This window comes from Streptomyces verrucosisporus (genome assembly GCF_017114865.1).
Lineage (GTDB): Bacteria > Actinomycetota > Actinomycetes > Streptomycetales > Streptomycetaceae > Streptomyces > Streptomyces fenghuangensis.
In genome coordinates this window covers 59,334-75,025 of the sequence record NZ_JADEYH010000001.1, presented here as the reverse complement: position 1 = coordinate 75,025, position 15,692 = coordinate 59,334, and the positions used below count along the sequence as shown (strand labels likewise).

The following is a 15,692-nucleotide window of genomic DNA, read 5'->3' as shown; positions in this document are numbered from 1 at the left end:
CGCTCAGGCCCGCCCGGTGTGTGCGAGGAATTCCCGCAGTACGCGCTCCCCGGCCGCGACTCCGCGTTCGGGCAGGGCGGTGACGTGCGGGGCGGTCCAGCCCAGGTCGGCCAGCTCCCCGTGGCCGGGCCGCCAGCCGGTGTCGGCGGCCAGCAGCAGGTCGGCGTCGAGGAGGGAGTCGCCGGCGGCCAGGACGTGCTCGGCGCCGGTGCGCCGGGCGACCTCGGCGACGGCGGCGCTCTTGGTGAGCGGGCGCGGCACGGCGTAGAGCTTGCGGCCCTGGAGGGAGACCGTCCAGCCGCGTGGGCCGGCCCAGTCGGCCAGTTCCTTGACCCAGGTGCCGGGCAGCCTCTCGCGGTCGACGACGAGGTAGGCGAACAGTTCCTCGGCGACGCGCTCCTTGAGCAGCCAGCCGGGGTCGGCGGCTTCCACCATGCGGGCGCGCACCTGCGCCAGCGGCGCGCAGTCGGCGTCCAGGGCGCGCCGCACCCGGGCGTGCCAGGCGGGGTCGGACTCGCCGTCCACCATCAGATGGCCGCCGTTGGCGCAGATCGCGTAGCGCGGGGGCGGGCCCGGCAGGTGGATGCGCCCGTACTGCTCGCGGGTGCGGGTGGTGGTGGGGACGAAGACGGACCGGTCCGCGAGTTCGGTCAGCAGGGCGGCGGCGGTCTCGGTGAGGTACGACAGGGGCTTGGACTGGTAGACCTCCACGCACAGCAGGCGCGGGGCCTCGGCGTCGGGCATGGTCAGGCCGAGGGCGGCGGCGGAGTAGATGAGGGTGCGGTCCAGGTCGCTGGCGACCAGGGCCGTGCGGCGCTCCGGGGCCGTGCGTACGGTGTCGGCCGCCGAGCGGCTCATCGGGCGGCCTTTCCGTCGGCGCCGGTGGCGCCGCGCGTGTAGCGGGGGTGGATGAGGCCGACACAGGAGTAGGGCAGGTCGTCGGTCTCCTCGACGGGTACGCCGCGCTGCTCGGCGAGTAGCCGGATGTGGTCCAGGTCGGCGCCCGCGCCGCGCCGGGCCAGTACGCGCCAGGGGACGCGGCGCAGCAGCACCCGGGTGGTCTCGCCGACGCCGGGCTTGACGAGGTTGACGTCCCCGATGCCGTACTCCTCGCTGATGCGCTCCACCGCCCTCCAGCCGTCCCAGGTGGGGGCGCGGTCGGCGGCGAGCAGTTCCGCCACGTCCGCGGCCACGTCGCCGCGCACGGCGTCGAAGCGGCTCGCGACGGTGTCCAGGAAGAGGTTGGAGACGTCCCCTGCGGCCAGTTCGCGGTAGTGCTTGGCCCCGTGGAAGTCGTCCGGTCCGACGAGGTCGGCGCGGAGCACGGTGCGCGAGACGAGGCCGGAGACGGTGGAGTTGAGGCAGGCGGAGGGGATGAGGAAGTCCTCGCGGGTGCCGTAGGTGCGCACGCAGCCGCCGGGATCGGCCAGAACGGCGAGTTCGGGGTCGAAGCCGGGGAAGGGGCGCAGGGCGTCGGCGAGTTCGCGGGTGATGGCGCCCTTGCCGGTCCATCCGTCGACGAAGACCACGTCGGCCGGGTCGTGGTGGGCGGCGAGCCAGCGCAGGGCGGTGGTGTCGATGCCGCGGCCGCGGACGATGGAGACGGCGTAGTGGGGTATGTCCAGGCCGTGCGCGTGCCGGGCCCAGCGGCGCATCAGTACCCCGACGGGCGTGCCGGCGCGCGCGAGGGATACCAGCACGATGCCCTTCTCACGGCCGCCCAGGCCGCCCCGTTCGGCGAGCAATGTGTCGGTGACCGCGCCGACGGCGCGGGCGATCCGGTCGGCGGAGGCCTCCAGCGCCTGGTGGAACAGCCGCTGGTACTCCCGGCTGGGCTGGTACTCCACCGGCAGCGACTCGGCGTAGTGCGCGCCGCCGGACTGGATGGCCTCCTCGCGCTCCTCGGTGGGCGCCTCCAGGGTGACGTCGGAGAGGTCCTGGAGCAGCCAGCCGACGTCCTCGGGGGCGTAGGAGGAGAAGCGCGGGCCGCGCAGCGGTGCGGGCAGCGGCCGGTGGGAGGGGACGACCGCGAGCAGCACCCGGCCGGTGTGGGCGGCGAGATGGGCCAGCAGGCCGTCGGGGGCGTGGAGGGCGGGGGTGTCGGCGGCGGAGTCCACGACGGCGACGACGGCGTCGAAGCCCTGGCCCGCGATGTTGTAGGCGTACCGCTCCCCCGGCCGGCCGGAGGTGCCGTCGGCGGGGTCGTCGTGGGCGGGGAAGACCAGGCGGGTGCGGATGGCGTAGCCGGGCTCGTCGACCGCCAGGACGGGTGAGCGGGTGGTGGTGGAGTAGCGGACCTCGGCGCCGGTGGCGCCGGTGAGGGCGTCGGCCAGCCGCAGCGGCGCGTACATCAGCTCCTCGCACCCCAGGACGAGCACCCTGCGCGCCCCTTCGGGCAGGTGGGCGGCGATCCGGCCGGCCATCGCCGGCAGCGCGGCCTCCAGCCGGGCCCGGTGGGCGGGGGTGAAGCCGTGCCGCCCGCCGTCGGGCAGGCCCGTCGGCCAGCCCAGGTCGACGCGGCGCACCTGCTCGGGGTCGAATCCGGGCGCGGGCCGCGGCGGCGGGCCGTCGTGGGCCTCGACCAGGGCGGCGCCGCGCTCCAGCACGCCGCCGGGCAGGCGTACGGTGCCGGTGGCCAGGGCCACCACGTCGATGCGGACGCCGAGGTCGGCGGCGAACTTCTCCAGCCGGGCCCGGTCCCCCGGCCCGCGCAGGTCGGTCAGGGCCACGATCACGTACCGCTCGCGCGGGAAGGCGCGGTGCAGTGCGGTGATGGTGTTGAGGACGGTGGTGCCGGTGGAGAACTCGTCGTCCACCAGGACCAGCGGGCCGTTCCCGGTCAGCAGCTCCGGGTCCTGTGGCAGCAGCAGATGGGAGGTGGCGTGGGAGTGCTCCTCCTCGAAGCCGCCCACCGGCTCCACGCCGGGGACGGCGCGGCGTGTGGAGTGGAGGTAGGGGGCGGTGCCCAGGCCGTCGGCGACGCTGTGGCCGAGGCCGGTGGCGGTCTCGGCGTAGCCGAGGACGACCGCGCGGCCGGCGTCCGCGCCCAGCAGTTCGCGGACGCGTTCGCCCAGGCGCAGTCCGGTGCCGTGGACGGTCCCGGGCAGTTGCGGGACGTGCTTGCCGAGCACCTGCGAGACCAGCAGGTGCGCCCGGCGGGGGTTGCGCCGCAGGGCCAGGCCGAGCAGCTCGCGCAGGCGCCCCTCCTCCTCGCCGGGCGGGGCCTCCAGCCGTACCTCCAGCCGCTGTGCGACCCACTCGCCGGACCACCGGCCGACGGCCCCCTGCTCAGGGTTCTTGCCGGCCTCCCGTCCGCCCGTACGCCCGTACGCGTCCGCCGCCTGCGTCACCCTGCCGTACCCCTCGCCGTGGCCGTGGTCGTCCTCGTTATGACTCATATGCTCCCAGCCGCCAGCAGTTCGACGAACCCCACGCCCTCGTGCGCGACACCGAAGGCCTCGGCCCGCAGCAGGGTGCGCTCGGCCCAGGCGCGGTGCGGCTTCACCTCGTTCATCTTGTTGGTGTAGGCGGAACGCAGCACTCCGCCGCCGCAGCGCTCGGGGCGCAGTATGTCGGTGGCGTCGCTGAACTCCTCGTGGCTGACCACCGACAGGGCGTGGACGGGTGCGACGTGGGAGGGGTGGATGCACGTCTTGCCCTGCAGGCCGTTGGCCCGGTCCAGGCCGATCTCGCGCAGCAGTCCGTCCATGTCGTGCTCGATCAGCGCGGCGCGCAGTTCCTCGGCGCGGCCGGTGAACGGGCTCTGGCGCAACTGCGGTTTGAACATCCGCTCCTGGAGGCGGAAGTACTCCCACACGGGTCCGGTGACGGTGAAGCCGGTGCCGTCGGCCCGGCCGAGCACGTTGACCACGTCGGCTATCACCGAGGCGACGATCTGCACGTCGTAGGCGGTCATGTCGGGACTGCGACGCAGTCCGTATGCGGAGCAGAAGTCGGTGACGCCCAGACGGAGCGCCAGAACCCGGTCGCGGTACTTGTCGACGGTGCGGGCTATCCCGGTGAGCGTCTCCACCCGCGTCTCGAGGTGCAGGAGGTCGGGGGACTCCAGGACGGGCATGGCGAACAGCCGCCGTCCGCAGTCGGCCTCGGCCGCGGTGAGTGCCTCCAGGAAGGGCAGGCCGCGCTCCTCGGTGAACTTGGGCAGCACGAAACCGGACAGCAGACGGGTGCCGGGGCCCAGACGCCGGACCAGGGAGGTGATCTGCGCGGGCTCGCGGACGCGGACGAACAGCAGCGGGGGCTCGGTGGAGCCGGCGACGGAGGTGGAGGCGGCCAGCTCGGCGAACTGCCGGACCAGGTTCTCCTCGGCGCCGGGCACTTCGGCGTCGTCTATGGAGTCCTCCAGGCAGAGCACCATGGAGACCACGCCCCGGCGGGCCTGCTTGAGCACGTCGTCGGCGAGCCGGGGGCGGGTGGCGGGGCTGTAGAGGGTGGCGCCGAGGGCCACCGACAGCAGACGAGCCGGGGACCGCGCCGAGAACTCGGCCGGTTCCTTGTGGAACAGTTCCCGCCGCACCTGCGGCGAAAGGTGTCCGAAGTGCCGCACAGGACCCCCGTTCCATCACCGGCCCCATGTCCTTCATGAGCGAGAACCGGCCGATCATCGTAAGCACGTACGTGGCTCAAAAGTTACTCGAACGCATGAACATAGCATTACTTACGCATAAACCCGGGGCGCCGAGGCACCCGCGTTGTACCGGCGGGCCGCGACAGGCAGGATGGCGCTATGACGCACGCGATGCTGAAGGGGTCGAACATCCAGCTCCACGCGACGGCCGTGCGCGCCGTACTGCGCTGGACACCGGGCACGGGCGTCCGCGACGTCGACGCCTCCGCGCTGCTGCTGGGCGCGGACGGGCGTGTGCGCTCCGACGAGGACTTCGTCTTCTACAACCAGCCGCAGCACCCTTCCGGGCTGGTGCGGTATCTGCCCAAGAGGCGCGAGCCGGAGGGGCTGACGGACTCGGTCGAGGTGGACCTCGGCCGTCTGGAGTCGTCCGTGGAGCGGGTGATGCTCTCCGCGTCGGCGGACGGCGGCACCTTCGCCGATGTGCGCGATCTGGTGCTGCTGGTGGTGGACGCCGACGGCGGTGAGACGGTCGCCCGCTTCGAGATCCGTCCCGAGACGGGCTCGGAGACGGCGCTGATCTGCGGTGAGCTGTACCGGCGCGGGGACGGCTGGAAGTTCCGAGCGCTGGGGCAGGGGTACGCCACCGGGCTGGTCGGGCTGGCGACGGACTTCGGCATCTCGGTGGAGGAGGCCGGGTCGGCCGCGCCCGGGGAGCCGGGGCAGACGATCCCGCAGCCGCCCCCGGAGCCGGGCTTCCCCCAGCCGGAGCCGATGCCCGAGCCCCGTCCCGAGCCGCAGCCGCACCCCGAGCCGCCACCCGGGCCGAACCCTCCTCCGCCCCGCCCCGTCCCCGGCCCCACGCCCGGGCCGGAACCGCTGCCCGAGCCGGAACCGCAGCCGCGGCCGCCGTCCCCCGAACCGGGGCCGGAACCGGGGCCGGAGCCCCAGCCCGAGCCCGCCGCCGCGTCGCACCCGACGGCGCCGGTCCCGGCCGGGCCGCCCCCGGGGCCCGCCTACGGCTACCCGCAGCCCGCCACGGGGGTCCCCCCGGCACAGCCCGCGTACGGCTACCCGCATGTGCCGCCGCCGGCCCGGCCCCCGGCCCACCGGCCCGGCGCACCCGATCCGGCCTTCACCCTGCCGCCCCAGGGGCCGCAGTTCGTGGGCCGTTAGCCGCGGTCGTCCGGTGCGGTTCCCCGCGCGGGGAGCCGCACCGGACGACCGCGGGTCACGCCCGGTCCGCCTTGTTCTTGTAGCCGCGTGCCCACTGCAGGCCCCATCCGTAGAGCCGGTCGAGCTCCGACTGGAAGCCGTAGACGTAGCGCACCTCGCGGCGGGCCACCAACTGGCCCTTGGCGTCGTTCTCGATCAGCACCACCGCACAGGAGCGGGCCTCGGGGGCCCGTTCGTCGAGGCCGATCTCGATGCGCGGGCCGTTGCTGGGGATCAGCGAGACCACCGCCTGGGTGCGGTCGAACGCCGGGGTGCCGTCATAGATGTAGACGAAGACCAGCAGTCGCTTGATCTTGTCCTTGTGGTCGAGGTTGACGTAGATGGTCTCGCCCGAGGAGCCGCCGAACCGGTCGTCCCCGCTGAGCTTGACGTACGGCGGCGCGTTGATCTCCCCCAGCAGTCCGCCGAGCGGCTGGACGACGCCCTTGGAGCCGTCCTTCAGCTCGTACATGCAGGCCAGGTCGAGGTCGACCGTCACCACGCCCCGGGTGTGCCCCTGCACCGGTTCGGGTTTGAACGCCTGGAGCGGGTTGCGCAGCAGGCCGCCGCGCCTCGGCCGCCCGTCGAAGTCGGACGAGCGCATCCGCCACGAGAGATTGACCTGCAGGTGGCCGCTGTCGGCGCCCTGCCTGGTGAGTGAGACCGCCGAGTGCCGCTTGGTCAGCTCCACCGCGTACGTCGACGCGCCGCCGACCGTGTCGAACTTCGGGCCCCTGCGCATTCCGCTGCGCCAGTTCTCCCAAAGGGAGACCATGACTTCCTACCCCCAACTCCCGAGCGGGCCATCCCATGACCGTGCCATGACCATGCCGTCTGCGTGCCTGCGGCATCATGCCGCGGGGGCGGCCACGAGACGTCTCGTGGCCGCCCCCGCACAGAGCGTTCCGCAATCGGGCCGCCGTCACACGCCCGAGGGGACTTCCGGCTTCTGCGCCGGGCTGTCGCCCTCGCCCCCGCTCCGCAGGGCTTCCTTGCGGTTGTGCCGTACCGAGGTCCAGAAGGCGGTGCCGATCAGCGCGACGCCGATGAGGCCGGTGATGACCTCGTTGACGTGCCACCTGATGGTGACCAGCAGCAGGACACCCAGGGCGCCGATGGCGTAGTGGGCGCCGTGCTCCAGGTAGCGGTACTCGTCCAGCGTGCCCTGGCGGACCAGGTAGACGGTGATGGACCGGACGTACATCGCGCCGATGCCCAGGCCGATCGCGATGACGACCGGGTCGTTGGTGATGGCGAAGGCGCCGATGACACCGTCGAAGGAGAAGGACGCGTCCAGGACCTCCAGGTAGAGGAACATGAAGAACGCGGCCTTGCCCGCGAGCAGGACGACCGAGGGCTCCTTGCCGGCGCGCCGGGCGGCCTCCTCGGCCTCGTGCTCCTGCTCCTCGTCCTCTTCGATCTTGTTCTCGAAGTGGCTGGAGAGGCCGTTGACGATCAGATAGGTGAGCAGACCCGCGATGCCCGCGAGGTAGACCGCCGCGGACTCGTCCGCGTGCCCCTCGTAGAGCACGGCGTGGGTGCCCAGAACGGACCCCGAGATCAGCAGGGCGATCAGTGCGACGACAACGCTGAGACCCTCGACCTGCCCGAAGCGGGCCAGCGGGCGCTCGATCACCTTGAGCCAGTGGATGTCCCGCTCCTCGTCGAAGAGGAAATTGAGGAAGATCATCAGCAGGAACATGCCGCCGAAGGCCGCGATCGACGGGTGGGCGTCGGTGACCAGCTGCTCGTAGCGCTCCTGGTCGTTGAGCGCCAGGTCGACCGCCTCGATCGGCCCCAGCTGGGCCGAGATGGAGACGATCACGATGGGGAACACCAGGCGCATGCCGAACACGGCGATGAGGATGCCGATGGTGAGGAAGATCTTCTGCCAGAACTCGTTCATCTTCTTCAACACGCCGGCGTTGACGACGGCGTTGTCGAAGGACAGTGAGATCTCCAGGATGGAGAGGATCCCCACCAGGGCGAACGCCTCCCACCCCCCGAACAAGAAGGCGGCGACGAGTCCGGCGGCGGTGACGCCGAAGGACCAGCCGAATGTCCTTAGAACCACTGATTACCCAATCTTCTCTCTGGTGGGAATCCCCCCACGCCGTGGGCGGTGTGGAGCCGCCGCGCGGCCCGCTTTACGAAACGTTTACTCCGAAGTCTAGGGCGATGCCCCGCAGCCCTGACGCATACCCCTGGCCGACGGCCCGGAACTTCCACTCGCCCCCGTACCGGTAGAGCTCCCCGAAGATCATCGCCGTCTCGGAGGAGGCGTCCTCGGTGAGGTCGTAGCGCGCCAGCTCGTTGCCGTCGGCCTGGTTCACCACGCGGATGTAGGCGTCGGTGACCTGGCCGAAGCTCTGCCCGCGGGCCTCGGCGTCGTGGATCGACACCGCGAAAACCACCTTGTCGGCCTGCTGGGGCACCCGGGTGAGGTCCACCAGGATCGTCTCGTCGTCGCCGCCCGTGCCGCCGACCAGCTCGTCGCCCGTGTGCTCGACCGATCCCTCGGGGCTGGTGAGGTTGTTGTAGAAGACGAAGTACTCGTCACCGAGCACCCGGCCGCCCGCACACAGCAGCGCGCTGGCGTCCAGGTCGAAGTCCGCGCCCGTGGTGGAGCGGGCCTTCCAGCCCAACCCGATCTGGACCTGGGTCAGGTTCGGTGCGGCCTTGGAGAGGGAGACATTGCCCCCCTTGGCGAGCGTGACGCCCATGTTGCTGTTCCTCTCCCGTTGTGGTGCGCCCAGTGTTCCCGGAACATCCGGCGCCGCATACCTCCCGGACACGGAAGTCTGCGGCGCCGGAGACTGCCGGGATCGGGTGGAACCGACCGGCGGCAGGAGGTGACCGACAGGTCTCAGACGTTCACCCCGAAGTCCTGCGCGATGCCGCGCAGCCCGGAGGCATAACCCTGGCCGATGGCCCGGAATTTCCACTCCGCGCCGTGGCGGTACAGCTCGCCGAAGACCATGGCGGTCTCGGTGGAGGCGTCCTCGCTCAGGTCGTAGCGCGCCAGCTCCTTGTTGTCGGCCTGGTTCACCACGCGGATGTATGCGTTGCGGACCTGGCCGAAGCTCTGCTGGCGGGTCTCGGCCTCGTAGATCGACACCGGGAAGACGATCTTGGTGACCTCCGCGGGCACTCCGGCGAGGTTCACCTTGATGACCTCGTCGTCGCCCTCGCCCTCGCCGGTGAGGTTGTCACCGGTGTGCTCCACGGAGCCGTCGGGGCTGGTGAGGTTGTTGAAGAAGACGAAGTGCCGGTCGGAGACGACCTTCCCCTCGGCGCTCGTCAGCAGCGCGCTGGCGTCCAGGTCGAAGTCCGTGCCCGTGGTGGTGCGGGCGTCCCAGCCGAGACCGACGATCACGGCGGTCAGGTTGGGGGCTTCCTTGGTCAGCGAGACGTTGCCGCCCTTGCTGAGGCTGACTCCCACGAGTCCTCCCGTTTGGTCGTAAGGAGCACGATGTGCCCCCGTTGCGTTGATGCCGTTCGATAACGAGCCGGTCCCATTGATCGGTTCCCGGCCCTTACGCGGCCTTGCGGACGCATGGCCCCACAGGCTGCGGACGCGTGGCCCTACAGGCTTTCGAGGGCCTTCGCGTACTCGTTCAGATCACGTGCGTCGGGCAGCGCGTTGACGACCGCCCAGCGCACCACGCCCTCCTTGTCGATGATGAAGGTCCCGCGCACCGCGCACCCCTTCTCCTCGTCGAAGACGCCGTACTCGCGGGCGGTGTCGCCGTGCGGCCAGAAGTCCGACAGCAGCGGGTAGTCGAGGCCCTCCTGCTCCGCGAAGACGCGCAGCGTGAAGGGGGAGTCGCACGAGACGGCCAGGAGCTGGACGTCGTCGTTGACGAAGCGGGGCAGTTCGTCGCGCAGGGCGCACAGCTCGCCGGTGCACACCCCGGTGAAGGCGAAGGGGTAGAAGAGCAGGACGACGTTCTTCTCACCCTTGAAGTCCGCGAGCCGCACGGTCTCGCCGTGCTGGTTCCTCAGCTCGAACTCCGGGGCCTTGATGCCCACCTCGATCGCCATGGACGGGTTCCCTTCGGTGTAGGTGACGCCTCCACCCTACGCAGGGCCCGTACGGCCCCTCGACAAGCGCCGAGCCCCCGGTACGGCGGGTGCCGTACCGGGGGCTCGGCCCGGTCTTCGAGGAGGCCGGGGTCAGTGGTGGGTCACCGCTTGCCGGTGCGGGCGGTCTTCGGGGTGACCAGGCGGTTGCCGGTCCAGTCCTTGCCGGCGTTGACGGTGCTGGTCTGGGCCAGGCCGGCGGTCTGGGCCGCCTCGCCGATCTCGCTCGGCTCGACGTACCCGGGCCGCCCGGTCTTCGGCGTCATCAGCCAGACCGGGGCACCGTCCTCGACCAACGTGATGGCGTCCACCAGCGCGTCCGTCAGGTCGCCGTCATCCTCGCGGAACCACAGCACCACGGCGTCGGCCATGTCGTCGTAGTCCTCGTCGACGAGTTCCTGGCCCGTGATGGCCTCGATTCCCTCGCGGAGGGCCTGCTCGGCGTCGTCGTCGTAACCGAGCTCCTGGACCACCTGCCCGGGCTGGAAACCCAGCCTTGCGGCGGGGTTGGTCCGCTCCTCCGCGTGGTCCGCGGTCGCGCTCACGGATTGCCTCCTGTCATCTTTCGAAAGTAGGTGGTGCCCGCGCGGGCGCGCGGAGCATTGGGCGTAGTCCACACGGGCTGGACCGATCGCGCAAGTACCCGGCCGCTGATCCCGCCCAAACGTTGACGTGTCGCCGCACACCACCTGAACCGCTGTGGCGCACGGCACACCCGTACGCCTATTTTGCCCCAATGAGTGGGGAATAAGACTGGGATCGAACGGCCGTGCGCGGCCTGCGGCCACCTTGGGCGTAGGGTTGCCGTTCGGCCGACTCACGCCCCGGCCGCACCGGCCCGGGCACCCGGGCGTCTCACGGAGTGGGGTTACCCCTCGGTAGAGATGACGTATCCGCCCCAGCGGTACACGATGGGAGACGGCGCGACATCCCAGCAGAGCAAGACCGAACAGCGAAGGAACAGCGTGGCTTCCGGATCCGATCGCAACCCGATCATCATTGGTGGCCTTCCCAGCCAGGTCCCGGACTTCGATCCCGAGGAGACCCGGGAATGGCTCGACTCGCTCGACGCCGCCGTCGACGAGCGGGGCCGGGAACGTGCCCGCTACCTGATGCTCCGCCTCATCGAGCGCGCCCGCGAGAAGCGTGTGGCCGTGCCGGAGATGCGCAGCACGGACTACGTCAACACCATCGCGACCAAGGACGAGCCGTTCTTCCCCGGTAACGAGGAGATCGAACGCAAGATCCTCAACGCGACCCGCTGGAACGCGGCCGTGATGGTCTCGCGCGCTCAGCGGCCGGGCATCGGGGTGGGCGGCCACATCGCCACCTTCGCCTCCTCGGCCTCGCTGTACGACGTGGGCTTCAACCACTTCTTCCGCGGCAAGGACGGCGGTGACGGCGGGGACCAGATCTTCTTCCAGGGCCACGCCTCCCCCGGCATCTACGCCCGCGCCTTCATGCTGGACCGGCTCACCGAGGCGCAGCTCGACGGATTCCGCCAGGAGAAGTCGAAGGCGCCCGACGGTCTGTCCAGCTACCCGCACCCGCGGTCGATGCCGGACTTCTGGGAATTTCCGACCGTCTCCATGGGGCTCGGACCGATCGGGGCGATCTACCAGGCCCGGATGAACCGCTACATGCAGGCGCGCGGGATCGGCGACACCTCCAACTGCCATGTGTGGGCCTTCCTGGGCGACGGCGAGATGGACGAGCCCGAGTCCCTGGGGCAGCTCTCCCTGGCCGCCCGCGAGGGGCTGGACAACCTGACCTTCGTGGTCAACTGCAACCTCCAGCGGCTCGACGGCCCGGTACGCGGCAACGGCAAGATCATCCAGGAGCTGGAGTCGGCCTTCCGCGGCGCCGGCTGGAACGTGATCAAGGTCATCTGGGACCGCTCCTGGGACCCGCTGCTGGCGCAGGACCGCGACGGCGTGCTGGTCAACAAGCTGAACACCACTCCCGACGGCCAGTTCCAGACGTACGCCACCGAGACCGGCGCGTACATCCGCGAGCACTTCTTCGGCGGCGACCACCGGCTGCGGAAGATGGTCGAGAACATGACCGACGAGCAGATCCTGCACCTGGGACGCGGCGGTCACGACCACCGCAAGGTGTACGCGGCCTACAAGGCGGCCCGGGAGCACAAGGGCCAGCCGACGGTGATCCTGGCGCAGACGGTCAAGGGCTGGACGCTCGGCCCGAACTTCGAGGGCCGCAACGCCACCCACCAGATGAAGAAGCTGACGGTCGAGGACCTCAAACGCTTCCGCGACCGGCTGCACCTGCCGATCGCGGACAAGGAGCTGGAGTCCGGCCTGCCCCCCTACTACCACCCGGGGCGGGACTCGGAGGAGATCCAGTACATGCACGACCGGCGGCGTGAGCTGGACGGCTTCACGCCCAGGCGCGTGGACCGCTCCAAGCCGCTGGTACTGCCGGGCGACAAGACCTACGCCACGGTGAAGAAGGGCTCCGGCCAGCAGCAGGTCGCCAGCACGATGGCGTTCGTGCGGCTGCTGAAGGACCTGATGCGGGACAAGGAGATCGGCAAGCGGTTCGTGCTGATCGCCCCCGACGAGTACCGCACCTTCGGAATGGACTCGTTCTTCCCGTCGGCCAAGATCTACAACCCGCTGGGCCAGACCTACGAGTCGGTGGACCGCGAGCTGCTGCTGGCGTACAAGGAGTCCCCCAACGGCCAGATGCTGCACGACGGCATCTCCGAGGCCGGGTGCACGGCCTCGCTGATCGCGGCGGGCTCGGCCCACGCCACCCACGGCGAGCCGCTGATCCCGGTCTACGTCTTCTACTCGATGTTCGGGTTCCAGCGCACCGGTGACCAGTTCTGGCAGATGGCCGACCAGCTGGCGCGCGGCTTCGTGCTCGGCGCCACCGCCGGCCGCACCACGCTGACCGGCGAGGGCCTGCAGCACGCCGACGGCCACTCCCAGCTCCTGGCCTCGACCAACCCGGCCTGCGTCGCCTACGACCCGGCCTTCGGCTTCGAGATCGCCCACATCGTGCGGGATGGTCTGCGCCGGATGTACGGCGAGAACGCCGAGGACGTCTTCTACTACCTGACCGTCTACAACGAGCCGATCAAGCAGCCCGCCGAGCCCGAGGGCGTGGACGCCGAGGGCATCGTCAAGGGGCTGTACCGGTACCGGCAGGGCGAGGCCGGGGCGATCCCGGCGCAGATCCTCGCCTCCGGCGTGGCGGTGCCCTGGGCCGTGGAGGCCCAGCGCATCCTCGCCGAGGACTGGAACGTACGGGCGGACGTCTGGTCGGCGACCTCGTGGAACGAGCTGCGCCGCGAGGCGGTCTCGGTGGAGCGGCACAACCTGCTGCACCCGGAGGAGGAGCAGCGGGTGCCATATGTGACCCGCAAGCTCCAGGGGACCGAGGGCCCTGTGGTGGCCGTCTCGGACTGGATGCGCTCGGTGCCCGACCAGATCGCCCGCTGGGTGCCGAACCGCTACCAGTCGCTGGGCGCCGACGGTTTCGGTTTCGCCGACACCCGTGGCGCGGCCCGGCGCTTCTTCCACATCGACGCCGAGTCGATCGTCCTGGGCGTGCTCACCGAGCTGGCCGGGGAGGGGAAGGTGGACCGCTCGGTACTCAAGCAGGCCATCGACCGGTACCGGCTGCTCGATGTGGCCGCCGCCGACCCGGGCCCGGCGGGCGGGGACGCCTGATCCCCACCCGCGGCCGCGGAATTCACTGATGTGCCGCTGATGTGTCCCGGCCCCGGCTTCCGAGCCGGGGCCGAGGCACATCATGCACCGCGCGCCGCCGCACCCGTCACAGCCACAGCCCCCACGAGCCGGAGGCGGTGAGGAGCCATATCAGGCCGAAGACGGTGTCCAGCGCGCCCAGGACCACGGCCACCACCGCCGCCTTCGACCGGGTGTTCCAGCGGCGCCCCATGGCGAGCCAGCCGCAGACCATCGCGATGGGACCGAGTACGAACCCCATCACGAAGAGCCCGACGACCGCGCAGACCGCACCGATGACGCCGAACGTCGAGCGCTCGTCCCCGGTGAGGTCACCACCGCCACGCCGTTTGCCTTCGAAGTACCGCGTGCCCGTCATGTTCCCTCCCAGGGTCGTCGGACCGGGCTGTGGCCTCGGATACCCCGGAGGCCCCGTACGATGCCGGGCATGGCGGACATACAGGCCAAGGAACGCTGGGAACGCCGGACGCAGGGACCACTGCTGTTGCTGTCCGTCCTCTTCGCCGTCGCCTATGCCGTACCGATCGTGCGCACGGACCTCGCTCCGTGGGTACGGGACGCGTGCAGGGCTGTGGAGTGGGGGGTCTGGGCGGCGTTCGCCCTGGACTACGCGGTACGGCTCAGGCTGGCCCCGCGACGGTGGGCCTTCGTGCGCAGCCAGCCGCTCGCGCTGCTGGCCGTGCTGCTCCCCCTGCTCCAGCCGCTGCGCCTGCTGCGCCTGCTCTCCGCGCTGCTGCTGGTCGGGCAGCGGGCCCGGATGGCCTCCCGGGTGCGGGTGACCACCTATGTGGCCGGCTCGTGCCTGGGACTGCTGGTGTTCGGGTCGCTGGCCGTCCTGGAGGTGGAGCGGGACTCCCCGAACGGCAACATCACGACACTCGGCGACGCGGTGTGGTGGTCCTTCACCACCATGACCACGGTGGGCTACGGCGATCTGGCGCCGACCACCGGTCTGGGCCGGCTGTTGGCCATCGGGCTGATGCTCTCCGGGATCGCGCTGCTCGGTGTGGTCACCGCCAATATCGCGGCCTGGTTCATCGCCCGGTTCGAGGAGGAGGACGCCGCGGAACGGCGGCAGACCGCCGCGATCGAGGACCTGACAGCCGAGGTACGTGCTCTGCGGGCGGAGGTCGCGGAGCTGCGGGGCGGGCTCGCGGGTTCCGGTGGCCCTGGGGACGGGGCGGTCACGGGCGCGGCGGGCCACGTCAGCTCTCCCAGATCTTGACGGCCCGCACCCGGTAGTCCGCCCGCGGCGCCCAACTGCCCGACGGATAGGTGTCGAACTCGCCGGTCTCGGCGCACTCCGCGCTCTGGTAGGCCGTGACGGGCCGCCCGGTGCGGTTGGCGAGCGAGGCCGCAGAGGTGCCCTTCGGCAGCGGCACGCAGCTCTCGATGTCGGTGTCCGCCAGTTCGTGGGTGCGGCGCGGCCCCTTGAAGTCCGCACGCTCCCACAGGCACAGCTCTCCGGCCGCGCACTCCCCCAGTCTCGGTGCCGGTGCTGCCGCCGACACGGCCGTCTGCGGTGTCAGGACCGTGAGCACCGCGGCGGCCGCGGTCAGGAGGACCGCGGTCAGTGCGGCCCGGCAAGCCCTGTGACCACGGCCGGTGCGGATGCGCGGGGCGCGGACGTGGTGAGTGCGGTGTACGTGACGCATGTGGATCTCCCCCGTGTCGGTCGTTGTGCGATCAGCTTCGACACGGGTCGGCCGGCCTGCCAAGGGCAGACCGGCCGTTTCACCGGGACGGGTAACGGAGTTGTCCACAACCTTCCGGTTGTCCACAGCCTCCCGCCGGGTCAGACATGCACCGAGGGAACCGTGTCATGCCGGCCGCCCTTGGTGGACAGCGCGATGCCCGCGGCCAGGACTGCCAGGATCCGGGCGAGGGTGAAGGCCGGTCCCACGCCGGAGAGGAAGGAGTCGCGCACCACCCGGCCCATGGCCTCGGCCGTCTGCGCGGGGTCTCGTCGGGGGCGGGCGGGCACCGGGAGTCCGGCCGACATGACGGTCGTCGGTACGGGCGGCCGCCACCGGGTGGACGAGGTGTGACGTATGCGGCACGGCGAGGGA

The 15,692-nt window shown here is 71.1% G+C and carries 15 protein-coding genes; 3 read left to right on the top strand and 12 right to left on the bottom strand.

The window, feature by feature from the left end; genetic code table 11:
- Nucleotides 1–3: 3 nt before the first annotated feature.
- The 3 genes from IQ279_RS00360 to IQ279_RS00350 are packed head-to-tail and all read right to left on the bottom strand — an operon-like array spanning nucleotide 4 to nucleotide 4,567.
- A complete protein-coding gene (locus IQ279_RS00360) occupies nucleotides 4–858 on the bottom strand; it encodes an HAD family hydrolase (RefSeq protein ID WP_206346215.1) in 855 nt (284 codons plus the stop codon).
- A complete protein-coding gene (locus tag IQ279_RS00355; protein ID WP_206346214.1) occupies nucleotides 855–3,398 on the bottom strand; it encodes a phosphoribosyltransferase in 2,544 nt (847 codons plus the stop codon). The genes IQ279_RS00360 and IQ279_RS00355 overlap by 4 nt, the downstream gene beginning before the upstream one ends.
- Nucleotides 3,395–4,567, bottom strand: coding sequence for an HpcH/HpaI aldolase/citrate lyase family protein (locus IQ279_RS00350; RefSeq protein ID WP_206346213.1), 1,173 nt, complete (start codon nucleotides 4,565–4,567; stop codon nucleotides 3,395–3,397). Before IQ279_RS00350 ends, IQ279_RS00355 begins: the two co-directional genes overlap by 4 nt.
- Before the next feature lie 180 nt (nucleotides 4,568–4,747).
- Between IQ279_RS00350 and IQ279_RS00345 the strand changes: the two genes are divergently transcribed.
- The gene (locus IQ279_RS00345) at nucleotides 4,748–5,764 is read left to right on the top strand and encodes a TerD family protein (protein ID WP_206346212.1); all 1,017 of its coding nucleotides are present in this window, start codon (nucleotides 4,748–4,750) and stop codon (nucleotides 5,762–5,764) included.
- A 55-nt stretch (nucleotides 5,765–5,819) separates the two neighbouring features.
- On the opposite strand, the gene IQ279_RS00340 is transcribed toward IQ279_RS00345, so the two are convergent.
- The 6 genes from IQ279_RS00340 to IQ279_RS00315 all read right to left on the bottom strand — a co-directional run bounded on the left by IQ279_RS00340 (nucleotide 5,820) and on the right by IQ279_RS00315 (nucleotide 10,431).
- Entirely contained in the window at nucleotides 5,820–6,545 is a 726-nt protein-coding gene (locus IQ279_RS00340) for a TerD family protein (protein WP_372445062.1), read from the bottom strand.
- Nucleotides 6,546–6,725: 180 nt separating this feature from the next.
- Nucleotides 6,726–7,877 carry a DUF475 domain-containing protein gene (locus IQ279_RS00335; protein ID WP_206346210.1) on the bottom strand — a complete coding sequence of 384 codons (1,152 nt, stop codon included), beginning with the start codon at nucleotides 7,875–7,877 and terminating at the stop codon, nucleotides 6,726–6,728.
- A gap of 73 nt (nucleotides 7,878–7,950) precedes the next feature.
- Nucleotides 7,951–8,526, bottom strand: a complete 576-nt coding sequence (locus IQ279_RS00330; protein ID WP_206346209.1) for a TerD family protein — start codon at nucleotides 8,524–8,526, stop codon at nucleotides 7,951–7,953.
- Nucleotides 8,527–8,669: 143 nt separating this feature from the next.
- Nucleotides 8,670–9,245: a TerD family protein gene (locus IQ279_RS00325; protein WP_206346208.1), complete on the bottom strand. Its 576-nt coding sequence runs from the start codon at nucleotides 9,243–9,245 to the stop codon at nucleotides 8,670–8,672.
- Between the two features lie 143 nt (nucleotides 9,246–9,388).
- Nucleotides 9,389–9,847, bottom strand: coding sequence for a peroxiredoxin (locus IQ279_RS00320; protein WP_206346207.1), 459 nt, complete (start codon nucleotides 9,845–9,847; stop codon nucleotides 9,389–9,391).
- A gap of 143 nt (nucleotides 9,848–9,990) precedes the next feature.
- Nucleotides 9,991–10,431, bottom strand: a complete 441-nt coding sequence (locus IQ279_RS00315) for a DUF3052 domain-containing protein (RefSeq protein ID WP_093654740.1) — start codon at nucleotides 10,429–10,431, stop codon at nucleotides 9,991–9,993.
- Nucleotides 10,432–10,851: 420 nt separating this feature from the next.
- Between IQ279_RS00315 and aceE the strand changes: the two genes are divergently transcribed.
- Nucleotides 10,852–13,584, top strand: a complete 2,733-nt coding sequence (gene aceE, locus IQ279_RS00310; protein ID WP_206346206.1) for a pyruvate dehydrogenase (acetyl-transferring), homodimeric type — start codon at nucleotides 10,852–10,854, stop codon at nucleotides 13,582–13,584.
- 106 nt (nucleotides 13,585–13,690) lie between these two features.
- Here aceE and IQ279_RS00305 read toward each other — a convergent pair whose 3' ends face one another.
- Nucleotides 13,691–13,981, bottom strand: coding sequence for a hypothetical protein (locus IQ279_RS00305; RefSeq protein WP_206346693.1), 291 nt, complete (start codon nucleotides 13,979–13,981; stop codon nucleotides 13,691–13,693).
- A gap of 69 nt (nucleotides 13,982–14,050) precedes the next feature.
- On the opposite strand from IQ279_RS00305, the gene IQ279_RS00300 reads away from it, so the two are divergent.
- On the top strand, nucleotides 14,051–14,848 hold the full coding sequence (locus tag IQ279_RS00300) for a potassium channel family protein (protein WP_372445051.1): 798 nt from the start codon (nucleotides 14,051–14,053) through the stop codon (nucleotides 14,846–14,848).
- Here IQ279_RS00300 and IQ279_RS00295 read toward each other — a convergent pair.
- Entirely contained in the window at nucleotides 14,829–15,278 is a 450-nt protein-coding gene (locus tag IQ279_RS00295) for a peptidase inhibitor family I36 protein (protein ID WP_206346204.1), read from the bottom strand. The genes IQ279_RS00300 and IQ279_RS00295 overlap by 20 nt on opposite strands.
- A gap of 140 nt (nucleotides 15,279–15,418) precedes the next feature.
- Complete coding sequence (locus IQ279_RS00290) at nucleotides 15,419–15,625, bottom strand: hypothetical protein (RefSeq protein WP_206346203.1); 207 nt, start codon at nucleotides 15,623–15,625, stop codon at nucleotides 15,419–15,421.
- Nucleotides 15,626–15,692 lie beyond the last annotated feature (67 nt).

Coding starts and splice junctions, on each gene's coding strand:
- IQ279_RS00360 (WP_206346215.1), bottom strand. CDS start 858: ATGAGCCGCTCGGCGGCCGACACCGTACGCACGGCCCCGGAGCGCCGC.
- IQ279_RS00355 (WP_206346214.1), bottom strand. CDS start 3,398: ATGAGTCATAACGAGGACGACCACGGCCACGGCGAGGGGTACGGCAGG.
- IQ279_RS00345 (WP_206346212.1), top strand. CDS start 4,748: ATGACGCACGCGATGCTGAAGGGGTCGAACATCCAGCTCCACGCGACG.
- IQ279_RS00340 (WP_372445062.1), bottom strand. CDS start 6,545: ATGCGCAGGGGCCCGAAGTTCGACACGGTCGGCGGCGCGTCGACGTAC.
- IQ279_RS00330 (WP_206346209.1), bottom strand. CDS start 8,526: ATGGGCGTCACGCTCGCCAAGGGGGGCAATGTCTCCCTCTCCAAGGCC.
- IQ279_RS00320 (WP_206346207.1), bottom strand. CDS start 9,847: ATGGCGATCGAGGTGGGCATCAAGGCCCCGGAGTTCGAGCTGAGGAAC.
- IQ279_RS00305 (WP_206346693.1), bottom strand. CDS start 13,981: ATGACGGGCACGCGGTACTTCGAAGGCAAACGGCGTGGCGGTGGTGAC.
- IQ279_RS00300 (WP_372445051.1), top strand. CDS start 14,051: ATGGCGGACATACAGGCCAAGGAACGCTGGGAACGCCGGACGCAGGGA.
- IQ279_RS00295 (WP_206346204.1), bottom strand. CDS start 15,278: ATGCGTCACGTACACCGCACTCACCACGTCCGCGCCCCGCGCATCCGC.
- IQ279_RS00290 (WP_206346203.1), bottom strand. CDS start 15,625: ATGTCGGCCGGACTCCCGGTGCCCGCCCGCCCCCGACGAGACCCCGCG.